Source organism: Halomicrobium sp. HArcht3-1 (genome assembly GCF_058933345.1).
In genome coordinates this window covers 162,756-180,146 of sequence record NZ_JBZYDM010000004.1, presented here as the reverse complement: position 1 = coordinate 180,146, position 17,391 = coordinate 162,756, and the positions used below count along the sequence as shown (strand labels likewise).

Annotated in this window: 27 protein-coding genes and 1 tRNA gene; 26 read left to right on the top strand and 2 right to left on the bottom strand. The window is 64.1% G+C overall.

Features of this window, described 5'->3' with window-relative positions:
* Positions 1–9: 9 nt before the first annotated feature.
* Positions 10–1,353: an ABC transporter substrate-binding protein gene (locus tag AC5FRW_RS08455; RefSeq protein WP_493568246.1), complete on the bottom strand. Its 1,344-nt coding sequence runs from the start codon at positions 1,351–1,353 to the stop codon at positions 10–12.
* A 185-nt stretch (positions 1,354–1,538) separates the two neighbouring features.
* Here AC5FRW_RS08455 and AC5FRW_RS08450 point away from each other — a divergent pair, with 185 nt between their 5' ends.
* Positions 1,539–2,234, top strand: coding sequence for a DUF4013 domain-containing protein (locus AC5FRW_RS08450; RefSeq protein ID WP_493568001.1), 696 nt, complete (start codon positions 1,539–1,541; stop codon positions 2,232–2,234).
* Between the two features lie 138 nt (positions 2,235–2,372).
* Here the strand turns inward: AC5FRW_RS08450 and AC5FRW_RS08445 are convergent.
* Positions 2,373–2,443 (bottom strand) — tRNA-Gly (locus AC5FRW_RS08445).
* 388 nt (positions 2,444–2,831) lie between these two features.
* Here AC5FRW_RS08445 and AC5FRW_RS08440 point away from each other — a divergent pair.
* From AC5FRW_RS08440 to secY, 25 genes are read left to right on the top strand one after another with little or no spacing between them, the layout of a single operon-like run.
* A complete protein-coding gene (locus tag AC5FRW_RS08440; RefSeq protein WP_493568000.1) occupies positions 2,832–3,680 on the top strand; it encodes a putative RNA uridine N3 methyltransferase in 849 nt (282 codons plus the stop codon).
* Positions 3,681–3,687: 7 nt separating this feature from the next.
* Entirely contained in the window at positions 3,688–4,704 is a 1,017-nt protein-coding gene (rpl3p, locus tag AC5FRW_RS08435; RefSeq protein WP_493567999.1) for a 50S ribosomal protein L3, read from the top strand.
* A gap of 3 nt (positions 4,705–4,707) precedes the next feature.
* On the top strand, positions 4,708–5,451 hold the full coding sequence (gene rpl4p, locus AC5FRW_RS08430) for a 50S ribosomal protein L4 (protein ID WP_493567998.1): 744 nt from the start codon (positions 4,708–4,710) through the stop codon (positions 5,449–5,451).
* Positions 5,448–5,705: a 50S ribosomal protein L23 gene (locus tag AC5FRW_RS08425; protein ID WP_493567997.1), complete on the top strand. Its 258-nt coding sequence runs from the start codon at positions 5,448–5,450 to the stop codon at positions 5,703–5,705. Before rpl4p ends, AC5FRW_RS08425 begins: the two co-directional genes overlap by 4 nt.
* A gap of 2 nt (positions 5,706–5,707) precedes the next feature.
* Positions 5,708–6,430 carry a 50S ribosomal protein L2 gene (locus AC5FRW_RS08420; RefSeq protein ID WP_493567996.1) on the top strand — a complete coding sequence of 241 codons (723 nt, stop codon included), beginning with the start codon at positions 5,708–5,710 and terminating at the stop codon, positions 6,428–6,430.
* Positions 6,427–6,849 carry a 30S ribosomal protein S19 gene (locus AC5FRW_RS08415; RefSeq protein ID WP_493567995.1) on the top strand — a complete coding sequence of 141 codons (423 nt, stop codon included), beginning with the start codon at positions 6,427–6,429 and terminating at the stop codon, positions 6,847–6,849. The genes AC5FRW_RS08420 and AC5FRW_RS08415 overlap by 4 nt, the downstream gene beginning before the upstream one ends.
* Positions 6,850–6,852: 3 nt before the next feature.
* Complete coding sequence (locus tag AC5FRW_RS08410) at positions 6,853–7,314, top strand: 50S ribosomal protein L22 (protein ID WP_493567994.1); 462 nt, start codon at positions 6,853–6,855, stop codon at positions 7,312–7,314.
* The gene (locus AC5FRW_RS08405; RefSeq protein WP_493567993.1) at positions 7,314–8,255 is read left to right on the top strand and encodes a 30S ribosomal protein S3; all 942 of its coding nucleotides are present in this window, start codon (positions 7,314–7,316) and stop codon (positions 8,253–8,255) included. The genes AC5FRW_RS08410 and AC5FRW_RS08405 overlap by 1 nt, the downstream gene beginning before the upstream one ends.
* A complete protein-coding gene (gene rpmC / locus AC5FRW_RS08400; RefSeq protein ID WP_493567992.1) occupies positions 8,252–8,476 on the top strand; it encodes a 50S ribosomal protein L29 in 225 nt (74 codons plus the stop codon). Before AC5FRW_RS08405 ends, rpmC begins: the two co-directional genes overlap by 4 nt.
* Positions 8,476–8,778, top strand: coding sequence for a ribonuclease P protein component 1 (locus AC5FRW_RS08395; RefSeq protein WP_493567991.1), 303 nt, complete (start codon positions 8,476–8,478; stop codon positions 8,776–8,778). The genes rpmC and AC5FRW_RS08395 overlap by 1 nt, the downstream gene beginning before the upstream one ends.
* Positions 8,769–9,095 (top strand): 30S ribosomal protein S17, encoded by a 327-nt coding sequence (locus AC5FRW_RS08390; protein WP_493567990.1) that lies wholly within the window; start codon positions 8,769–8,771, stop codon positions 9,093–9,095. Before AC5FRW_RS08395 ends, AC5FRW_RS08390 begins: the two co-directional genes overlap by 10 nt.
* Positions 9,095–9,493 (top strand): 50S ribosomal protein L14, encoded by a 399-nt coding sequence (locus AC5FRW_RS08385; protein WP_493567989.1) that lies wholly within the window; start codon positions 9,095–9,097, stop codon positions 9,491–9,493. Before AC5FRW_RS08390 ends, AC5FRW_RS08385 begins: the two co-directional genes overlap by 1 nt.
* A 1-nt stretch (position 9,494) precedes the next feature.
* Positions 9,495–9,857: a 50S ribosomal protein L24 gene (rplX, locus tag AC5FRW_RS08380; RefSeq protein ID WP_493567988.1), complete on the top strand. Its 363-nt coding sequence runs from the start codon at positions 9,495–9,497 to the stop codon at positions 9,855–9,857.
* Positions 9,854–10,618 carry a 30S ribosomal protein S4e gene (locus AC5FRW_RS08375; RefSeq protein WP_493567987.1) on the top strand — a complete coding sequence of 255 codons (765 nt, stop codon included), beginning with the start codon at positions 9,854–9,856 and terminating at the stop codon, positions 10,616–10,618. The genes rplX and AC5FRW_RS08375 overlap by 4 nt, the downstream gene beginning before the upstream one ends.
* Positions 10,615–11,142, top strand: a complete 528-nt coding sequence (locus tag AC5FRW_RS08370) for a 50S ribosomal protein L5 (protein ID WP_493567986.1) — start codon at positions 10,615–10,617, stop codon at positions 11,140–11,142. Before AC5FRW_RS08375 ends, AC5FRW_RS08370 begins: the two co-directional genes overlap by 4 nt.
* Positions 11,139–11,315, top strand: a complete 177-nt coding sequence (locus AC5FRW_RS08365) for a 30S ribosomal protein S14 (protein WP_493567985.1) — start codon at positions 11,139–11,141, stop codon at positions 11,313–11,315. The genes AC5FRW_RS08370 and AC5FRW_RS08365 overlap by 4 nt, the downstream gene beginning before the upstream one ends.
* Positions 11,316–11,317: 2 nt before the next feature.
* The gene (locus tag AC5FRW_RS08360) at positions 11,318–11,710 is read left to right on the top strand and encodes a 30S ribosomal protein S8 (protein ID WP_493567984.1); all 393 of its coding nucleotides are present in this window, start codon (positions 11,318–11,320) and stop codon (positions 11,708–11,710) included.
* 2 nt (positions 11,711–11,712) lie between these two features.
* On the top strand, positions 11,713–12,249 hold the full coding sequence (locus AC5FRW_RS08355; protein ID WP_493567983.1) for a 50S ribosomal protein L6: 537 nt from the start codon (positions 11,713–11,715) through the stop codon (positions 12,247–12,249).
* Positions 12,249–13,103: a 50S ribosomal protein L32e gene (locus AC5FRW_RS08350; RefSeq protein ID WP_493567982.1), complete on the top strand. Its 855-nt coding sequence runs from the start codon at positions 12,249–12,251 to the stop codon at positions 13,101–13,103. Before AC5FRW_RS08355 ends, AC5FRW_RS08350 begins: the two co-directional genes overlap by 1 nt.
* A complete protein-coding gene (locus AC5FRW_RS08345; protein WP_493567981.1) occupies positions 13,100–13,549 on the top strand; it encodes a 50S ribosomal protein L19e in 450 nt (149 codons plus the stop codon). Before AC5FRW_RS08350 ends, AC5FRW_RS08345 begins: the two co-directional genes overlap by 4 nt.
* Complete coding sequence (locus AC5FRW_RS08340; protein WP_493567980.1) at positions 13,549–14,109, top strand: 50S ribosomal protein L18; 561 nt, start codon at positions 13,549–13,551, stop codon at positions 14,107–14,109. Before AC5FRW_RS08345 ends, AC5FRW_RS08340 begins: the two co-directional genes overlap by 1 nt.
* Positions 14,106–14,738: a 30S ribosomal protein S5 gene (locus AC5FRW_RS08335; protein WP_493567979.1), complete on the top strand. Its 633-nt coding sequence runs from the start codon at positions 14,106–14,108 to the stop codon at positions 14,736–14,738. The genes AC5FRW_RS08340 and AC5FRW_RS08335 overlap by 4 nt, the downstream gene beginning before the upstream one ends.
* Complete coding sequence (rpmD, locus tag AC5FRW_RS08330) at positions 14,735–15,199, top strand: 50S ribosomal protein L30 (RefSeq protein WP_493567978.1); 465 nt, start codon at positions 14,735–14,737, stop codon at positions 15,197–15,199. Before AC5FRW_RS08335 ends, rpmD begins: the two co-directional genes overlap by 4 nt.
* Entirely contained in the window at positions 15,199–15,699 is a 501-nt protein-coding gene (locus tag AC5FRW_RS08325) for an uL15m family ribosomal protein (protein ID WP_493567977.1), read from the top strand. The genes rpmD and AC5FRW_RS08325 overlap by 1 nt, the downstream gene beginning before the upstream one ends.
* Position 15,700: 1 nt before the next feature.
* Complete coding sequence (secY, locus tag AC5FRW_RS08320; protein ID WP_493567976.1) at positions 15,701–17,215, top strand: preprotein translocase subunit SecY; 1,515 nt, start codon at positions 15,701–15,703, stop codon at positions 17,213–17,215.
* Positions 17,216–17,391 lie beyond the last annotated feature (176 nt).

Below are 17,391 nucleotides of genomic sequence, written 5' to 3'. Positions count from 1 at the left end.
CGAACTGCGCTAGTTCGAGACCGCCTCGACGAACCCGTCGGTCGCAGCCTCGACGTTGTACGGTCCCGTAAAGTCACTCGATATCACGTCGTTCAGGGCCGTCATCGTCTCGGAGACGACCGCCAGTCCGTGCTGGAGCGTCGGTGGCCGGTGCTCGGCGTTGGCGAAGTCTTCGGCCGTCTCCTGTAGGTACGGGCCGAACTCACCCATATCCACGTCGGTCCGGGTCGGGATCGACCCTTTGAACTGATTGAACGCGACCTGTGCCGCTTCGCTGCCGGCGAACGCGAGGAACTGTTTGGACTTCTCGGGCGTGGGGTTGTTCGAGGGATAGAGGAACGAGTCGAAATGGAGTGTGTACATGTTCTCCGTGCCCGGGAACGTCTTGAACCCCCACTGCTCGTCGTAGTTGAAGTCGTCTGCGTTGCGGAAGGCACCGGCCGCCCAGTTGCCCTGGTGGATGAAGGCCGCGTTGCCCTGGATGATGTTCTGATTGGACTCCGTCAGACCGATCGAGGCTGCGTCGTCGTTGATGTAGTTCTGGAGGATCTCCCCCAGCGTCTCGAACGTCGCCTGGACCGCTGCGCGGTCGGGGTTCCCCTCGATGAAGTTCATGTACGGCTCGAACCCTTCCTGTCCGAGCATGATCGCGGCCCACAGCTGTGTCGTCGTCCACGTGGCGCTCATGCCGTGAGTCATAGGCACCTTGTCGGTCTCGGTAGCGACCGTCTCTAGCGCCGTCATCAGCGCGTCGACGCTGGTCAGCGAACTCGGGTCGACGCCTGCCTCTTCGACGACAGCGACGTTGTAGAACAGGCAGTTCAAGCGGTGTGAGCCGATCGGGACCGCTCGGAACGCGCCGTTGTACTGGTGCAGTTCGACTGCTTCCTCGACCATCACGTCCCGGAATCCCTCTTCGTCCCACACGTCCCCGACCTCGCCAAGCACGCCCTCGTAGCGCTGGAGATTCTTGCCCGGCCAGTTGGCGAAGGAACTCGGGGGATTGTTGTTCTGGAGTCGGTTGGCGACGACCGCATCGAGGTTCTGGTTCCCGCCACCGCCGATGGGATTGAACTCCGTCGACATGTCGGGATACGCTTCCTCGAAGGCCGTGACGAGTGCTTCGGCCGCGCGTGCGCCGTCGCCACCAGTCCAGCCGTGCAACACTTCGAGGGGCTGGCCGCCGTCACCGCCGCCGCCATCACCACCATCACCGTCCGTTCCACCGTCGCCGTCTGTCTCACCCCCGCCACCACCGCCGTCGCCGCCATCACCGCCGTCACCCGCACAACCGGCCAGAGCGAGCACTGTTCCTGTGCTGGTCACTTTGACGAACCGCCGTCGCGAAAACATCGTGTTGTCTGATGCCATCGTTCTGCTCAAACAATTGAGGCTTTCCAGAGGTATTGTAACACACACGTTACTCGCATCGCCGAACATATCGTAATCTCTCGTTATCCCACGCCATCGCTCGGTCTTCGCTGGCACGGCCAGCGTAGTCACTTCGTAGCTACGGTGATACCCCACGACCGACGACCATGGGCTGGGTCTGGGCCGCATTCCGTTCGCCATTCGACGGGCCCCGGGCCGAGCGGCCGCTGCTCGCGGTCTGGATCGCGCTGGCGCTCGCCGTTGTCCTCCCCGTCCTCCCGCTCGTTCCCGTCGTCGGCTACCTCGTTCGTGCCCTCGCCGCAAGTGCCCGCGGTGAACCGCTCCCACCGGTACTCTCGGACGTTTCCACCCTGTTACGTCAGTCACTCGGTGGGTCGGCGCTCTGCCTGCTCGTGCTCGGCCCGCCGCTGGTCGCGCTGCTCGTGACGATCTCTGGGCTGGTCTCGATCAGTCCTGTCACCGATTCGGTCCCGACGCTGCGCTTTCTCGCTGGCTCGACGGCAGTTCTCCTGTTCGGACTTCTGGGTCTCTATCTCCTTCCGGTCGCGCTTACGACCTACGGCACCACCGGGTCGCTCCGCAGTGCCGTCTCGCCGTCGCTCCTTCGACCGGTCGCCGGCCACGGCGCGTACTTCGTCGGCTGGACGCTCGGTTCGCTCGCGCTGACACTCGCCGCCGGTCTCGCGACCGCACTCTCCGCAGTGGCACGACTTGGCCCGCTCCTGTCGGCACTCGCTGGCGCCTACGGTCTGCTGGTGGCCGTGTTCTTCTGGGGCCGTGCGATCGGCCGGGCACGTACAGTCGGCAGTACAGCACTGCTCGACGATGTGGACGTGGAATAGTTCGCTCGGGTGATTCGAATCTCGCCGAGACTCGCTTGCGCTCGTCTCGTCTGATTCAAATCCCCCTCCCGCACTCACGCTCACTCGGAAGTAAGCGACACGCAAAGCGGTCGCTCACTGGTTTGCGTTCGCGAGAAGTGCGGTGGGGGGGATTTGAACCCCCGTTAGGACCGTGGCAGGGTCCTGTGATACCACTACACTACCACCGCGGGTAAGTGCATTTCATTCTGGCGGGGGTGAAGGATAAAAGACTTCCGAATCAGTCCGAAAACCGTGGGAGGGCGACACGAATGTGTCGCTGTCACGCAGTCTCCCATTGCGCGCTGGACGGCTCCGATCATCGACAGCGTCGTCTGATACGGAGCACCGTAGCGATGCACCGGCGACTGATTCCCCGCGGCGACGAGCGTCGAGGTGTCCAACGATTCGTACGATTCCGTTCCAGATTGGGGTGAGTACACATGGCGAGATCTACAGATACAGGCCATCTAGAGTCGTGTGAACGGTTCTCATCGCGCGCGTGAAGCGGGTTCTTTTTAAGGATGGCTGGGGGAGTAATCGCTACAGTCTAGTGGCGCGACGTGGAAGCGTCACGGCATGACGACCAGCGTACTCGTGCCCGACTCCCTTTGCCGGGAAGCCGAGGACAGACGCGAGGCAACTCGCAAAATAGGATACGTGGCCCGCGCGGCCACGATCTTCAACGTCGATCGGCTCACGGTCTTCCCCGACCCAGATAGGGCGGGGAAGTGGGAAGACGGGTTCGTCGCAACCGTGCTGCGATACGCCGCAACGCCCCCGTACCTCCGAAAGGAGGCCTGGGGCAAGCGGGACGAACTGGAGTACGTTGGCGTCCTGCCGCCGCTCCGCGTGCGTTCACAGACCGGCTCCGGATCCGAGGGTTCGGGGTCGTTAAGACAGGGAATCGTGACCGAGGTCGGAGCTGATGGGCGCGTTCGGGTCAATTGCGGACTGCAACACCCGATCTCCCTTCCGGTCGCCTCTGCTATGGAGGTGCCCGGTGAGGGAGAGCGCGTCACCGTCAGGGTCTCTTCGCGACGGCCAGTCCGCGCAAAGCTCGTCGACGAGCCCCCAACTGGGTACACCGTCGACACCGCGGACGTGGATACGGCACTCGAACGGTCGGACGCCGGTCTCACCATCGCCGCATCGCGGCATGGGGAGTCACTGGGCGTCGGCCGGCTCGGCCAACTGGTCGAGCGCCGGGAAACCGAGGGCCACATGACAGTGGTCTTTGGCGCACCGGAGCGCGGGTTGCCAGAGATATTCGGATTGGACCCGGACGACGCCGTCACAGGCGGCGCAGGTGACACCGGCGCCGGGTTCGACCTTTGGCTGAATACGGTTCCAAACCAGGGAAGCGAGGTCGTGCGAACCGAAGAAGCCATGTTCGCCACCCTCGCTTCGCTGACCCTCACGGAGTGAGAATCCGATGCCACAACCAAGCAGACCACGCAAAGGCTCGTTGGGCTACGGCCCGCGTACGCGAGCGGCGTCCGAGACGCCGCGTTTCAACAGCTGGCCGTCTGACGACGGTCAGGCTGGTCTCCAGGGGTTCGCCGGCTACAAGGCGGGGATGACACACGTCACCCTCGTCAACGACGAACCCAACTCCCCACGCGAGGGGATGGAAGAGACCGTCCCCGTGACGGTCGTGGAGACGCCACCGCTGCGCGCTGTCGCAGTCCGAGCCTACGAAGACACGCCGTACGGCAAGCGTCCGCTCACGGACGTCTGGACCGACGAGTTCCACTCGGAACTCGATCGTGCACTGGACGTACCCGAGGGCCACGACGCCGATGCCGCAGAGGAACAGGTACGAGACGCACTCGAAGCCGGTAATCTCGCGGACGTGCGCGTCGTTACGCACACTGTCCCCGACGAACTGGCAAACGTGCCCAAGAAAAAGCCCGACGTGATGGAGACGCGAGTCGGCGGTGGCTCGCTCTCTGACCGGCTCGACCACGCGCTCGAACTGGTCGGCGACGGCGGCGAACACTCGATGAACGACGTGTTCCGCGCCGGCGAGTACGCCGACATCGCGGCCGTCACGAAGGGGAAAGGCACCCAGGGTCCCGTCAAGCGATGGGGCGTCCAGAAGCGGAAGGGCAAGCACGCCCGTCAGGGCTGGCGACGACGGATCGGCAACCTCGGTCCGTGGAACCCGTCCCGGGTCCGCTCGACGGTGCCCCAGCAGGGCCAGACTGGCTACCACCAGCGCACCGAACTCAACAAGCGCCTCATCGACATCGGCGAGGGCGACGAGCCGAGTGTCGACGGTGGCTTCATCAACTACGGTGAAGTCGACGGGCCGTACACGCTCGTCAAGGGTTCGGTCCCCGGTCCGGATCAGCGCCTCGTGCGCTTCCGACCGGCCGTGCGTCCGAACGACCAGCCGCGCCTCGACCCCGAGGTGCGCTTCGTCTCGACGCAGTCGAATCAGGGATAAACTATGCAGGCAACAATCTACGACCTGGACGGTAACGCGGGCGACGAGGTCGAGGTCCCCGAGGTCTTCGAGACCACGGTACGTCCCGACCTCATCGCCACCGCAGTGCGTGCCGCACAGGCAAACCGGAAACAGGACTACGGCTCCGACGAGTACGCGGGTCTGCGAACACCCGCCGAATCGTTCGGTAGCGGTCGCGGGATGGCCCACGTCCCCCGAGAGGGTGGCAAGGCACGACGCGTGCCCCAGGCTGTCGGTGGGCGTCCGGCCCACCCCCCGAAAGCAGAGAAGGACCGCTCGCTGACGATCAACGACAAGGAGCGCAAACTCGCGACGCGCTCGGCTATCGCAGCAACGGCCGACGCCGAGACCGTCGCAGACCGAGGCCACCAGTTCGACGACGACCTCGAACTGCCCCTGGTCGTCGACGACTCCTTCGAGGATCTGAAAAAGACGCAGGCCGTCGTCGACGTGCTCGAATCGCTGGGCGTCAGCGAGGACATCGAGCGTGCCGACGAGGCAAAGATCAAGGCCGGCAAAGGCTCCGCCCGCGGGCGGAAGTACCGCCGACCGTCTTCGATCCTCTTCGTCACCAGCGAGGAACCATCGCGCGCAGCGCGTAACCTCGCCGGTGCCGACGTGACGACCGCACGCGAGGTCAACGCAGAGGACCTCGCACCGGGCGCGGCCCCGGGCCGACTCACGATCTGGACCGAGAGCGCACTCGAGGAGGTCGCAGACCGATGAGCTGGGACATCATCAAGCACCCGCACGTGACCGAGAAGGCCATGAACGACATGGACTTCCAGAACAAGCTGCAGTTCGCCGTCGACACCGAGGCATCCAAGCCCGAGATCGCCGACGCGATCGAACAGCAGTACGAGGTCACGGTCGAGTCAGTCACGACCCAGAACACGATGGACGGCGACAAGAAGGCCGTCGTTCGCCTTTCTGAGGACGACGACGCGCAGGAAGTCGCCTCCAGGATCGGGGTGTTCTAACGATGGGACGACGAATTCAGGGACAACGACGCGGTCGCGGGACGTCCACTTTCCGGGCGCCTTCCCACCGCTACAAGGCAGATCTGCAGCACCGAAACGTCGAAGATGGCGATGTCGTCTCCGGGACGGTCGTCGACATCGAACACGACCCGGCCCGCTCGGCACCCGTCGCGGCTGTCGAGTTCGAGGACGGCGATCGACGGCTCGTGCTCGCGCCGGAAGGCGTGGGCGTGGGCGACCGGATGCAGGTCGGTGTCTCCGCGGCCATCGAGCCCGGGAACACCCTCCCGCTGGCGGAGATCCCGGAAGGGGTCCCCGTCTGTAACGTCGAGGCCAACCAGGGCGATGGCGGCCGCTTCGCTCGCGCGTCGGGTGTCAGCGCACAGCTGATGACCCACGACCGTAACGTCGCGGTCGTCAAGCTGCCGTCGGGCGAGGTCAAGCGCCTCGACCCACAGTGCCGTGCTACCATCGGCGTCGTCGCCGGTGGCGGCCGGACGGAGAAGCCGATGGTCAAGGCTGGCAACAAGCATCACAAGATGAAAGCACGCGGGACGAAGTGGCCCAACGTTCGCGGTGTGGCGATGAACGCCGTCGACCACCCGTTCGGTGGTGGCGGTCGCCAGCACCCCGGCAAGCCAAAGTCGATCTCGCGCAACGCCCCGCCGGGCCGCAAGGTCGGGGACATTGCCTCGAAGCGAACCGGTCGAGGTGGTAACGAATGAGTCAAGGATACCAGACAGGCCACGAAGGTGACTTTACCTATCGCGGCCACACGCTCGACGAGCTGCAGGAGCTGTCGCTCGACGAGGTTGCGGAACTGCTCCCCGCTCGCCAGCGGCGAAGTATCACACGCGGTCTGACCGACGAGCAAGAGAAGTTGCTCGAAAAGGCCCGCAACGCAGAGCCCGAGGAGACGGCGAACAACCCGATCCGCACGCACCTGCGCGATATGCCGATCGTGCCGGCGTTCGTGGATCTCACCTTCGCCGTCCACAACGGGCAGAGCTTCGAGCGCGTGAAAGTCGAACCCGAGATGCTCGGTCACTATCTCGGCGAGTTCCAGCTTACCCGAACCTCCGTCGAACACGGTCAGGCCGGGATCGGAGCGACACGCTCCTCGAAGTTCGTACCGCTCAAGTAAATCATGGGAATCAGCTACTCAGTCGACGCGGATCCGGACACGACGGCGAAAGCGATGCTCCGGGAGCGTCAGATGAGCCACAAGCACAGCAAGGCCATTGCCCGAGAGATCAAGGGCAAGACGGCTGGCGACGCGATTGCGTACCTCGAAGACGTGATCGCCGAGAAGCAGTCCGTGCCGTTCAAGTCCCACAACTCGGGCGTCGGCCACCGGAACGACATCGACGGCTGGGACGCCGGTCGATACCCCGAGAAGGCCAGCGAGGCGTTCCTCGATCTGCTCGAAAACGCGATCGGAAACGCCGACCACCAGGGATTCGACGGTGAATCCATGGAGATCATGCACGTCGCCGCCCACAAGGTCGGCGAACAGCAGGGTCGCAAGCCCCGTGCGATGGGGCGGGCCTCCGCGTGGAACAGCCCGCAGGTCGACGTCGAACTGATCTTAGAGGAGGTGGCCGAATAATGGCCGACGAACAACAGTTCATCGAGGACGGACTCCAGCGCACCCAGATCGACGAGTTCTTCGCAGAAGAACTCGGTCGCGCCGGCTACGGCGGCATGGATGTCGCCAAGACGCCGATGGGCACCCAGATCGTGCTCAAGGCAGAGAAACCCGGTATGGTGATCGGCAAGGGTGGGAAGAACATCCGCAAGATCACCTCGACGCTGGAATCCGAGTTCGGACTCGACGACCCGCAGGTCGACGTGCAGGAAGTCGACGAGCCAGACCTCAACGCCCGCATCGTCGCGGACCGTCTGGGTAACGCCCTCGAACGCGGCTGGTACTTCCGCAAGGCCGGTCACACCACGATCGACCGCATCATGGAAGCCGGCGCGAAGGGTGCCGAAATCGTTCTCTCGGGTAAAGTCACGGGCGCACGCTCGCGCGTGGAGAAGTTCAACCGTGGCTACATCAAGCACAACGGTGAACCCGCCGAGAACATCGTCGACAGCGGTGTCGGCGTCGCAGTGATGAAGCTTGGCACCATTGGCGTGCAGGTCAAGATCATCCCGCCGGAGGCGGAACTCCCCGACGACTTCGAGATCTACGAAGACGTCGAGGTCGAGGACTACGTCGCCGACACCGACGGAGAGTCCGTCGAGGAACTCCTCGAAGGCGAGCCCGAAGGCGAGGACGCTGCCGCCGAACACGGCGCGCAGGCTCCCGCCGACGACGTTGGCGACGACGAAGATCTCGCCGCGGACGTCGACGAAGAAGTCGTCGAAGAGGCCGCCGACGAGTTCGAGGAAGTCGAGACGCCCTCCGACGAGGACGCCGATGTCGACATCGACGAGGTCGAGGAGTCCATCGAGGAGGATCTCGACGAGGAGACCGCCGCCGAGGCGGAAGAACTCATGGACGAGATGGACGACGCGGACGACGAGGAGGCTGACGACGAATGACGGTGCTCCACGTCGAAGAGATCCGTGACATGACGCCTGCAGAGCGTGAGGCAGAACTCGACGATCTGCAGACGGAACTGCTCAACGCCCGTGCCGTGCAGGCAGCGGGTGGTGCGCCCGAGAACCCGGGCCGCATCGGTGAGCTGCGGAAGGCTATCGCCCGGATCAAGACGATCCAGACCGAGGAAGGCGACCTCGACGACGAACAGGACTCCGAATGATGCCACTGACACCCGAAACGCTCCCACGACACGAACTCGCCGGCCTCGAAGTCGAGGTCGTCGCAGCGTCCAACCCCGACGTGATCGGTCTCGCCGGGACCGTCGTCACCGAGACGACGAAGACGCTGGGTATCGAGGGAGCCGATCGGGTGTGGCACGTGCCGAAGGACACGGCGACGTTCCGATTCGAACTGCCCGCCGACGGCGACGACGAGTCGCAGTCGGTCCGGGTCGAGGGTTCGAAGCTCGTCGCCCGTCCCGCTCGACGCACGGAAGCGACAGGTGATTCCAAATGGCGCTAGGACTGAACGTACAGGAACCGGACGAGACCTGTGCCGACGGGAACTGCCCCTTCCACGGCCAACTCGGCGTGCGAGGGCAGACACTCGAAGGCGAGGTTGCGTCCACTGACATGGAGAAGACTGTGGTCGTCGAACGCGAGTACGACGTGAAGGTGCCCAAGTACGACCGGCTGATGAAGCGACGCAGCCGCGTACCGGCTCACGCACCCGACTGTCTCGACCTCGCGGTCGGCGACACGGTCACGATTGCAGAGTGTCGACCGCTCTCGAAGACGAAAAGCCACGTTGTCGTCTCGATCGAGGAGGGTGACGACTGATGGAGGCCCTGAAAGCAGACGTAACGCAGGGACTCGAAAAAGGCTCGCTGATCACGTGTGCGGACAACACGGGCGCACGCGAGCTGAAAGTTATCAGCGTCTCGGGCTACTCCGGGACGAAGAACCGCCACCCCAAGGCCGGACTCGGTGACAAGATCACCGTCTCGGTGACGAAAGGGACCCCGGAGATGCGCCGGCAGGTGCTGGAGGCCGTCGTGGTCCGCCAGCGCAAGCCGATCCGCCGACCGGACGGTACCCGCGTCAAGTTCGAGGACAACGCGGCCGTCATCATCAACGAGAACGAAGAACCCCAGGGCTCGGAGATCAAGGGCCCGATCGCTCGCGAAGTCGCCGAACGCTTCGGCTCCATCGCGAGTACCGCGACGATGATCGTATAGCATGACACGACAACCATCCAAACAGCGCAAGAACGATCGACGCGCCCCGCTTCACGAGAAGCACAAGCAGGTGCGAGCGACGTTGGCCGACGACCTCCGCGAGGAGTACGACCAGCGCAACGTTCGCGTCAACGCGGGCGACACCGTCGAAGTCCTGCGCGGCGACTACGCCGGCGAAGAGGGCGAAGTCGTCGAGGTCGACCTCGGCGATGCCGTCGTCTACGTCGAAGACGTGACCGTCGCTGCTGCCGACGGCGAGGACGTTCCTCGCCCGCTCGACGCGAGCAACGTTCGCGTCACCGAACTGGACCTCGACGACGACCGCCGCGAGGCGCGTCTCGAATCCGAGGAGGACAGCGCATGAGCAACCACCAGAAACGACTTTCGGTCCCGAAGAGTTGGCCGGTCGAGCGAAAGACCGAGACGTTCACCGTAAAGGCCGACGCCGGTCCCCACGGCGAGGCAGGGGTTCCCCTGCTCATCGTCCTGCGGGACGTGCTCGGCTACGCGGACTCCCGCAAGGAAGCACGCTACGCCCTCAATCAGGACAGCGTCCTGATCAACGGCAAGGCGGTCTCCGACGAGGAGCGCCCCGTCGGGATGTTCGACATCCTCGCGTTCGTCGAACGCGACGAGTTCTACCGCGTGTTCCCCGGTGAGGGCGGCCGACTCGCTCTGACCGAGATCGACGAGGACAGCGCGCAGTCCAAACTGGGCAAGATCGTCGGTAAGCAGGCAGTCAGCGGCGACCAGTTGCAGCTGACCCTGCACGACGGCCAGACGCTGCTCGTCGAGGAAGACACCGACTACGACGGTGGCGACTCCATCGTCGTAGCCAACGACGGCGACGAGGTCGTCGCTCACTTCGAGTACGAAGAGGGCGCACTCGTCACCGCCGTCGACGGCGCACACGCTGGCGAGATCGGGACGATCGACGAGATTCAGGTCACGCCCGGCAGCTCCCAGAACAACGTGCTCGTCTCGCAAGACGAGGGCGAGGGCTTCGAGACGGTCGAAGAGTACGTCGTCGTCATCGACGAGAACTTCGTCGAGGGTGACGATGCCACCGACGAGGCAGTCGAGTCCGATGCCGACGACACGGACGAGGAGGGTGACGACGAATGAGCTCCGAGACCGAGTCTCAGTTCCACGAGATGCGCGAACCGCGCGTCGAGAAGGTCGTCGTCCACATGGGCGTCGGTCGTGGTGGCCGCGAACTGCAGGAAGGCGAGGAGATCCTCGCCGAGATCGCAGGCCAGTCGCCGGTCCGAACCGTCGCACAGAAGACCGTCGGCGAGTTCGAGATCCGTGAGGGCGACCCCATCGGTGCGAAGGTGACTCTTCGCGCGGATGACGCCCACGAGTTCCTCGAGACGGCGCTCCCGCTGACGGAGCTGTCGGCCTCACAGTTCGACGACACCGGCAACTTCAGCTTCGGTGTCGAGGAACACACGGACTTCCCGAGCCAGGAGTACGACCCACAGATCGGGATCTACGGGCTGGACGTGACGGTCAACCTCGTCCGTCCGGGTTACCGCGTCGCCAAGCGAGATCAGGCATCGCGGTCGATCCCGTCGAGCCATCGACTCGACACCGACGACGCCGTCGCGTTCGTCGAGTCGACCTACGACGTGGAGGTGAGCGAATGAGCGAAAGTGAAACCGAAGACGAGGCGACCGAGGAATCGGTCCCGACCGGACAGCTCGAGGCGTGCCAGCGATGCGGCCGTGAGCAGGGTCTCGTCGGCAAGTACGACATCTGGCTGTGTCGACAGTGCTTCCGGGAGATCTCCCGGGGCATGGGATTCAAGAAGTACAGCTAACCATGACAGGAAACGACCCCCTCGCCAACACGCTGTCGGCGCTCAACAACGCCGAGAGCGTTGGCCACCTCGAACAGACAGTACAGCCCGCATCGAACGAGATCGGCAGCGTACTCGAGGTCTTCTACGACCGCGGGTACATCGACGGCTTCCAGTTCGTCGACGACGGAAAAGCCGGCTCTTTCGACATCGAACTGAAAGGTGCCATCAACGAATGTGGCCCGGTCAAGCCCCGCTACTCTGCGGGATCCGACGAGTTCGAAAAGTGGGAGAAGCGATTCCTCCCCGCCCGTGACTACGGGACGCTCGTCGTGACGACCAGCCACGGCATCATGAGCCACTACGAGGCCCGCGAACAGGGCATCGGTGGCCAGGTCATCGCATACGTATACTAACCATGCCACGAGTAGAACTCGAAATTCCCGAGGACGCAAGCGCGGAGCAGGACCATCTCGATCTTACGGTCGAGGGTCCAAACGGCTCCGTTACACGGCGACTCTGGTATCCAGACATCACCGTGTCGGTCGCGGACGGTAGCGTGGTCATCGAGTCCGAAGAGTCGGACGCGAAGACCCGCTCGACGATCGGCACCTTCGAGAGTCACGTCGAGAACATGTTCCACGGCGTCACCGAGGGCTGGGAGTACGAGATGGAAGTCTTCTACTCTCACTTCCCGATGCAGGTCGAGGTCGAAGATGGCGACGTCGTCATCGAGAACTTCCTCGGCGAGCGCGCACCCCGACGTGCGCCGATCCACGGCGACACCGACGTGTCCGTCGACGGTGAGGAACTCACTCTCTCCGGCCCGGACATCGAGGCCGTGGGCCAGACCGCCGCCGACATCGAACAGCTCACCCGTGTCAACGACAAGGACGTTCGGGTGTTCCAGGACGGCGTGTACATCACGAACAAACCCAAGCGAGGTGACGCCTGATGGCGGACAACCCCGACAACAGAAGTACTGACGCCAACGCCGACGAGGAAGCGCTCCCGCAGGACGAATCCCCGGACCCGGACATCGAGTCCGAGGGGACGGAGACCGAGCCTGCCGAAGACCTCGACGAGGTCGCCGAGGAAGCCCAAGACGACGCCGAGGACGACGGCCCGCAGGAACTGACCGACATCAGCGGTGTCGGTGCAGCCAAGGCCGATTCGCTCCGCGACGCTGGCTTCGACTCCGTCGACGCCGTTCGCGGTGCCGATCAGTCCCAGCTCGCCGACGTCGACGGCATCGGGAACGCGCTCGCAGCGCGGATCAAGGCCGATGTCGGTGGTCTCGAAGTTGCAGCCGAGACCGAGGCAGAGGTCGAAGAAGAGGAGACCGAGGAAACCGAGGACGAGGACGTCGAGACCGAACTCCGCCCGCGCGGACTGGTCGACAAGACGCCGTCCCTCGACGACGAGGAAGAGCGCCTGCTGACCCAGCGCAAGCGGGTCGGCAAGCCGCAGTTCAACGCACAGGACCACCACAAGAAAAAGCGCATCCCGACCTCCTGGCGCGCACCACGGGGCGCCCTCTCGAAGCAGCGCCGCGGTGTCAAGGGCAAGGGCGACACGGTCGAGGCCGGCTTCCGCTCGCCGAAAGCGGTGCGGGGCAAGCACCCCTCCGGCTTCGACGAGGTTCGCGTCCACAACGTGGACGACCTCGACGGCGTCGACGGTGACGTCGAAGCCGTTCGAATCGCCTCGAAGGTCGGCGCTCGCAAGCGCGAGCGCATCGAGGAGGTCGCCGAGGACGAGGGTATCCGCGTCCTCAACCCCACCTACGAAGAGGTGCAAGTCGAATGACTGATCTGAGTGCACAGAAGCGACTCGCGGCCGACGTACTCGACGTTGGCGAGAACAAGGTCTGGTTCGATCCCGAACGCCAGTCCGACCTCGCCGACGCGATCACGCGTGAGGACATCCGCGAGATGGTCGATGAGGGCGCCATTCAGGCGAAAGACTCCAAGGGCAACTCGCGCGGTCGTGCGCGAGAGCGTCAGGAGAAACGTGCCTACGGCCACCAGAGCGGTGCAGGGTCCCGGAAGGGGAAGGCCGGCGCACGGCAGAACGAGAAGCAAGATTGGTCGTCGCGTGTTCGAGCCCAGCGAAACTGGCTCAAGGAGCAGCGCGACGAAGGGAGTCTCGACAGCTCGCAGTACCGCAAGCTGTACGACCTCTCGGCCGGTGGCGAGTTCGACAGCGTCGCCGACCTCGAACGATATGTCGAAGCAAACTACGGTGACGAATAATGGCAACAGGACCACGATACAAGGTGCCGATGCGGCGACGCCGTGAGGCACGAACGGACTACCATCAGCGGTTGCGCCTGTTGAAATCTGGCAAGCCGCGCCTCGTTGCTCGCAAGAGTAATAAGCACGTCAGGGCGCAGCTGGTGACGCTCGGCCCCGAAGGCGATCAGACCCACGCTGCAGCAGAATCACGAGACCTGCGAGAGTTCGGTTGGGAGGCACCGACGGGTAATCTACCCGCCGCGTACCTCACCGGCCTGCTCGCTGGTCTTCGCGCGCTAGAGAACGGCGTCGAGGAAGCGGTCCTCGACATCGGACTCAACAGCCCGACGCCGGGAAGCCAGGTCTTTGCAGTACAGGAAGGTGCAATCGACGCAGGGCTCGAAATCCCCCACAACGACAGCGTGCTCGCTGACTGGCAGCGCACGCGTGGCTCCCACATCGCGGAGTACGCAGAGGACCTCGACGAGGATCTCTACAGCGGGGAGTTCGACGCCACGGAGCTGCCGGAGCACTTCGACGAGCTTCGGGAGACACTGCTGGAGGCAGATGAACTATGAGTAACGGATGGACACCACGAACGCGGCTGGGCAAGGAAGTCGCCAACGGCGAGATCGACTCGATGGAGGCGGCGCTGAACTCCGGCCTACCGCTCAAGGAACCGGAGATCGTCGACCAGCTCGTGCCCGACCTCGAGGACGAGGTCCTGGACATCAACATGGTCCAGCGGATGACCGACTCCGGTCGGCGCGTGAAGTTCCGCTGTGTCGTCGTGGTCGGTAACCGCGACGGTCTCGTCGGCTACGCCGAGGGGCGGGACGATCAGGTCGGCGGTGCGATTCAGAAAGCGATCGAGGTCGGCAAGCTCAACCTCATCAACATCTCCCGCGGATGCGGTTCGTGGGAATGTGGCTGTGGCCGTCCCCACACGGTCGCACTGCGCTCGACCGGCAAGGCCGGCAGCGTCGAGGTCGAGCTTCAGCCCGCACCCCGCGGACTGGGTCTTGCAGGCGGGGAGACCGTCCGCAAGGTGCTCGAACTCGCCGGTATCGAGGACATCTGGACGCGTTCGAGCGGGAACACGCGCACGACGGTGAACTTCGCGAAGGCGACGTTCAACGCACTGCAGAACACCGCCGAAGCGCGCGTCCCAGAGCGCACCTTCGAGAAGCGTGAGGTGATCGAATGAAGGCACTCGTTCAGCTTCGCGGTGAAGTCGACATGAGTCAGGACGTCGAGGACACGCTGAAGATGCTCAACATCCACAGCGTGAACCACTGTGCCCTCGTCCCGGACACGGACACCTATCAGGGCATGATTACGAAGGTCAACGACTACGTCGCCCACGGTGAGCCCAGCGTCGAGGTCGTCGAGACCCTGCTGGCAAAGCGCGGCGAACCCCTCGAAGGGGCAGCCGACGTGGACGACGAGTGGGTCGCAGAGCACACCGACCACGACGACCTCGGTGCGCTCGCACAGGCCCTCGTCGACGAGGAGACGACGCTTCGCGACGAAGGTCTCTCCCCGACGCTCCGTCTGCACCCGCCCCGTGGCGGTCACGACGGACTCAAACACTCGGCCGTCGAAGGCGGCCAGCTCGGCAAGCACGACGCCGAGCAGATCGATCAGCTACTGGAGGCGATGCGATAATGACGAGCAAGAAACGACGACAGCGAGGCTCGCGCACGCACGGCGGCGGTTCCCACAAGAACCGCCGTGGTGCCGGTCACCGCGGTGGTCGCGGTCGCGCCGGCCGTAGCAAGCACGAGTTCCACAACTACGAACCGATCGGCAAGAGCGGCTTCAAGCGACCCCAGAAGGTCAAAGAAGAGATCGCCGAAATCGACGTTCGCGAACTCGACGAGGACGCTGCACTGCTCGCCGCAGAGGGCGTTGCAGAAGCGACCGACGGTGGCTACCGCATCGACGTCCGCGATGTCGTCGACGAGGCAGACAGCGCCGACGCAGTGAAGGTCCTCGGTGCGGGTCAGGTCCGTAACGAACTCGAACTCATCGCAGACGCCTTCTCGGACGGTGCCCGAGAGAAGGTCGAGGCCGCAGGCGGTAGCGTCGAACTGACCGAACTGGGTCAGAAACGCGCACAAGAAAACGCTGAAGACGACGACGCCGAAGACACAGACGAGGAGTAACATGAGCTGGAAGGACACCGCCGAACCGGTCCTCGTTCGCATGCCTGCCGTCCGTCGGCCAGAGGGGCACGTCCCCTTCAAGCGGAAGCTGCTCTGGACGGCCGGCGTGCTCGTGCTGTATTTCTTCCTGACCAACGTGATGCTGTTCGGTCTCAATACTGCATCCGACTCGGCGCCGCTGGGTCGGTTCTCGTCGATTCTGGCGTCGGGCCAGGGATCGATCATGCAGCTCGGTATCGGACCGATCGTGACGGCGAGCATCGTGTTGCAGTTGCTCGGCGGTGCCGACCTGCTCGGACTGGACACACAAGAGAATCCGCGTGATCAGATCCTCTATCAGGGCCTCCAGAAGCTGCTGGTCCTGGTGATGATCTTCCTCACCGGATTGCCGATGGTGTTCGCCGGTGGGTTCCTCCCACCGACGCAAGTGACGCTCTTTGGCGTCCAGCTTGGCGCTGGTGCGGTCTCGTGGCTCATCTTCGCCCAGATCGCCGTCGGTGGTGTCCTCATCCTGTTCATGGACGAGATCATCTCCAAGTGGGGCGTCGGCTCCGGTATCGGGCTGTTCATCATCGCCGGCGTGAGCCAGCGACTGATGGGCGGACTGTTCCAGCATCCGATCCTGGGCGCACCACCGGGTGAGTTCGGCTTCTTCCCGACGTGGCTTCGGATCGTCACTGGCGACATCGGCATCGGCCCAGTGCTTGGGGCACAGGGGCTGCAGTCTCTCCTGATCGGTCCCGGTCAGATCGTCGCGCTGATCACGACGATCCTGATCTTCGTCGTGGTCGTCTACGCCGAGTCCGTACGCGTCGAGATTCCGCTCTCGAACGCACGTGTCAAGGGCGCACGCGGTCGCTTCCCCGTGAAGCTCATCTACGCGAGCGTCCTGCCGATGATCCTCGTCCGCGCACTGCAGGCCAACATCCAGTTCCTCGGTCGGATTCTGGTCTCCCAGACCGGCCAGAACGGCGTCATTTCGCTGTTCGGGACGAAGCTCCCGTGGCTGGGTGTCTACTCGCTCCAGCAGGGGGCACCCGCCAATCCGACCGGCGGGCTGTTCTACTATCTGGCACCCATCTACAGCCCGCAGGGTTGGATGTGGTGGGCCTACTCGACGCAGGCACCGTGGCAGGTCCTGATCCGTATCGGCGTCGACCTGACGTTCATGATCGTCGGCGGTGCGATCTTCGCCATCTTCTGGGTGGAGACCACCGACATGGGGCCGGAGGCGACGGCCAAGCAGATCCACAACTCCGGGATGCAGATCCCCGGCTTCCGACAGAACGTCGGCGTCGTCGAGAAGGTGCTCGAACGCTACATCCCACAGGTCACCGTCATCGGCGGTGCACTCGTGGGCCTGCTCGCCGTGATGGCGAACATGCTGGGCACTATCGGTGGTGTCTCCGGTACTGGACTGCTGCTGACGGTCTCGATCACGTACAAACTGTACGAGGAGATCGCAGAGGAGCAGCTCATGGAGATGCACCCGATGATGCGCCAGATGTTCGGCTGATCGGCACATTCGGTATCGCGGCCATTTTTTCACGGAGTCCCCAGAGCGCGGCGATCGTGTGCAGACACGTTCATCGAACCGTTCACTGCGTGATCCTGTCTCAGTTACCTCGTCGGTGGCTCTTCGGACACCGCTTGCCTCTCCGCGTTCTGTCGGCGAGTCCGCCCGCACGAAGT

Coding starts and splice junctions, on each gene's coding strand:
- AC5FRW_RS08455 (WP_493568246.1), bottom strand. CDS start 1,353: ATGTTTTCGCGACGGCGGTTCGTCAAAGTGACCAGCACAGGAACAGTG.
- AC5FRW_RS08450 (WP_493568001.1), top strand. CDS start 1,539: ATGGGCTGGGTCTGGGCCGCATTCCGTTCGCCATTCGACGGGCCCCGG.
- AC5FRW_RS08440 (WP_493568000.1), top strand. CDS start 2,832: ATGACGACCAGCGTACTCGTGCCCGACTCCCTTTGCCGGGAAGCCGAG.
- rpl3p (WP_493567999.1), top strand. CDS start 3,688: ATGCCACAACCAAGCAGACCACGCAAAGGCTCGTTGGGCTACGGCCCG.
- rpl4p (WP_493567998.1), top strand. CDS start 4,708: ATGCAGGCAACAATCTACGACCTGGACGGTAACGCGGGCGACGAGGTC.
- AC5FRW_RS08425 (WP_493567997.1), top strand. CDS start 5,448: ATGAGCTGGGACATCATCAAGCACCCGCACGTGACCGAGAAGGCCATG.
- AC5FRW_RS08420 (WP_493567996.1), top strand. CDS start 5,708: ATGGGACGACGAATTCAGGGACAACGACGCGGTCGCGGGACGTCCACT.
- AC5FRW_RS08415 (WP_493567995.1), top strand. CDS start 6,427: ATGAGTCAAGGATACCAGACAGGCCACGAAGGTGACTTTACCTATCGC.
- AC5FRW_RS08410 (WP_493567994.1), top strand. CDS start 6,853: ATGGGAATCAGCTACTCAGTCGACGCGGATCCGGACACGACGGCGAAA.
- AC5FRW_RS08405 (WP_493567993.1), top strand. CDS start 7,314: ATGGCCGACGAACAACAGTTCATCGAGGACGGACTCCAGCGCACCCAG.
- rpmC (WP_493567992.1), top strand. CDS start 8,252: ATGACGGTGCTCCACGTCGAAGAGATCCGTGACATGACGCCTGCAGAG.
- AC5FRW_RS08395 (WP_493567991.1), top strand. CDS start 8,476: ATGCCACTGACACCCGAAACGCTCCCACGACACGAACTCGCCGGCCTC.
- AC5FRW_RS08390 (WP_493567990.1), top strand. CDS start 8,769: ATGGCGCTAGGACTGAACGTACAGGAACCGGACGAGACCTGTGCCGAC.
- AC5FRW_RS08385 (WP_493567989.1), top strand. CDS start 9,095: ATGGAGGCCCTGAAAGCAGACGTAACGCAGGGACTCGAAAAAGGCTCG.
- rplX (WP_493567988.1), top strand. CDS start 9,495: ATGACACGACAACCATCCAAACAGCGCAAGAACGATCGACGCGCCCCG.
- AC5FRW_RS08375 (WP_493567987.1), top strand. CDS start 9,854: ATGAGCAACCACCAGAAACGACTTTCGGTCCCGAAGAGTTGGCCGGTC.
- AC5FRW_RS08370 (WP_493567986.1), top strand. CDS start 10,615: ATGAGCTCCGAGACCGAGTCTCAGTTCCACGAGATGCGCGAACCGCGC.
- AC5FRW_RS08365 (WP_493567985.1), top strand. CDS start 11,139: ATGAGCGAAAGTGAAACCGAAGACGAGGCGACCGAGGAATCGGTCCCG.
- AC5FRW_RS08360 (WP_493567984.1), top strand. CDS start 11,318: ATGACAGGAAACGACCCCCTCGCCAACACGCTGTCGGCGCTCAACAAC.
- AC5FRW_RS08355 (WP_493567983.1), top strand. CDS start 11,713: ATGCCACGAGTAGAACTCGAAATTCCCGAGGACGCAAGCGCGGAGCAG.
- AC5FRW_RS08350 (WP_493567982.1), top strand. CDS start 12,249: ATGGCGGACAACCCCGACAACAGAAGTACTGACGCCAACGCCGACGAG.
- AC5FRW_RS08345 (WP_493567981.1), top strand. CDS start 13,100: ATGACTGATCTGAGTGCACAGAAGCGACTCGCGGCCGACGTACTCGAC.
- AC5FRW_RS08340 (WP_493567980.1), top strand. CDS start 13,549: ATGGCAACAGGACCACGATACAAGGTGCCGATGCGGCGACGCCGTGAG.
- AC5FRW_RS08335 (WP_493567979.1), top strand. CDS start 14,106: ATGAGTAACGGATGGACACCACGAACGCGGCTGGGCAAGGAAGTCGCC.
- rpmD (WP_493567978.1), top strand. CDS start 14,735: ATGAAGGCACTCGTTCAGCTTCGCGGTGAAGTCGACATGAGTCAGGAC.
- AC5FRW_RS08325 (WP_493567977.1), top strand. CDS start 15,199: ATGACGAGCAAGAAACGACGACAGCGAGGCTCGCGCACGCACGGCGGC.
- secY (WP_493567976.1), top strand. CDS start 15,701: ATGAGCTGGAAGGACACCGCCGAACCGGTCCTCGTTCGCATGCCTGCC.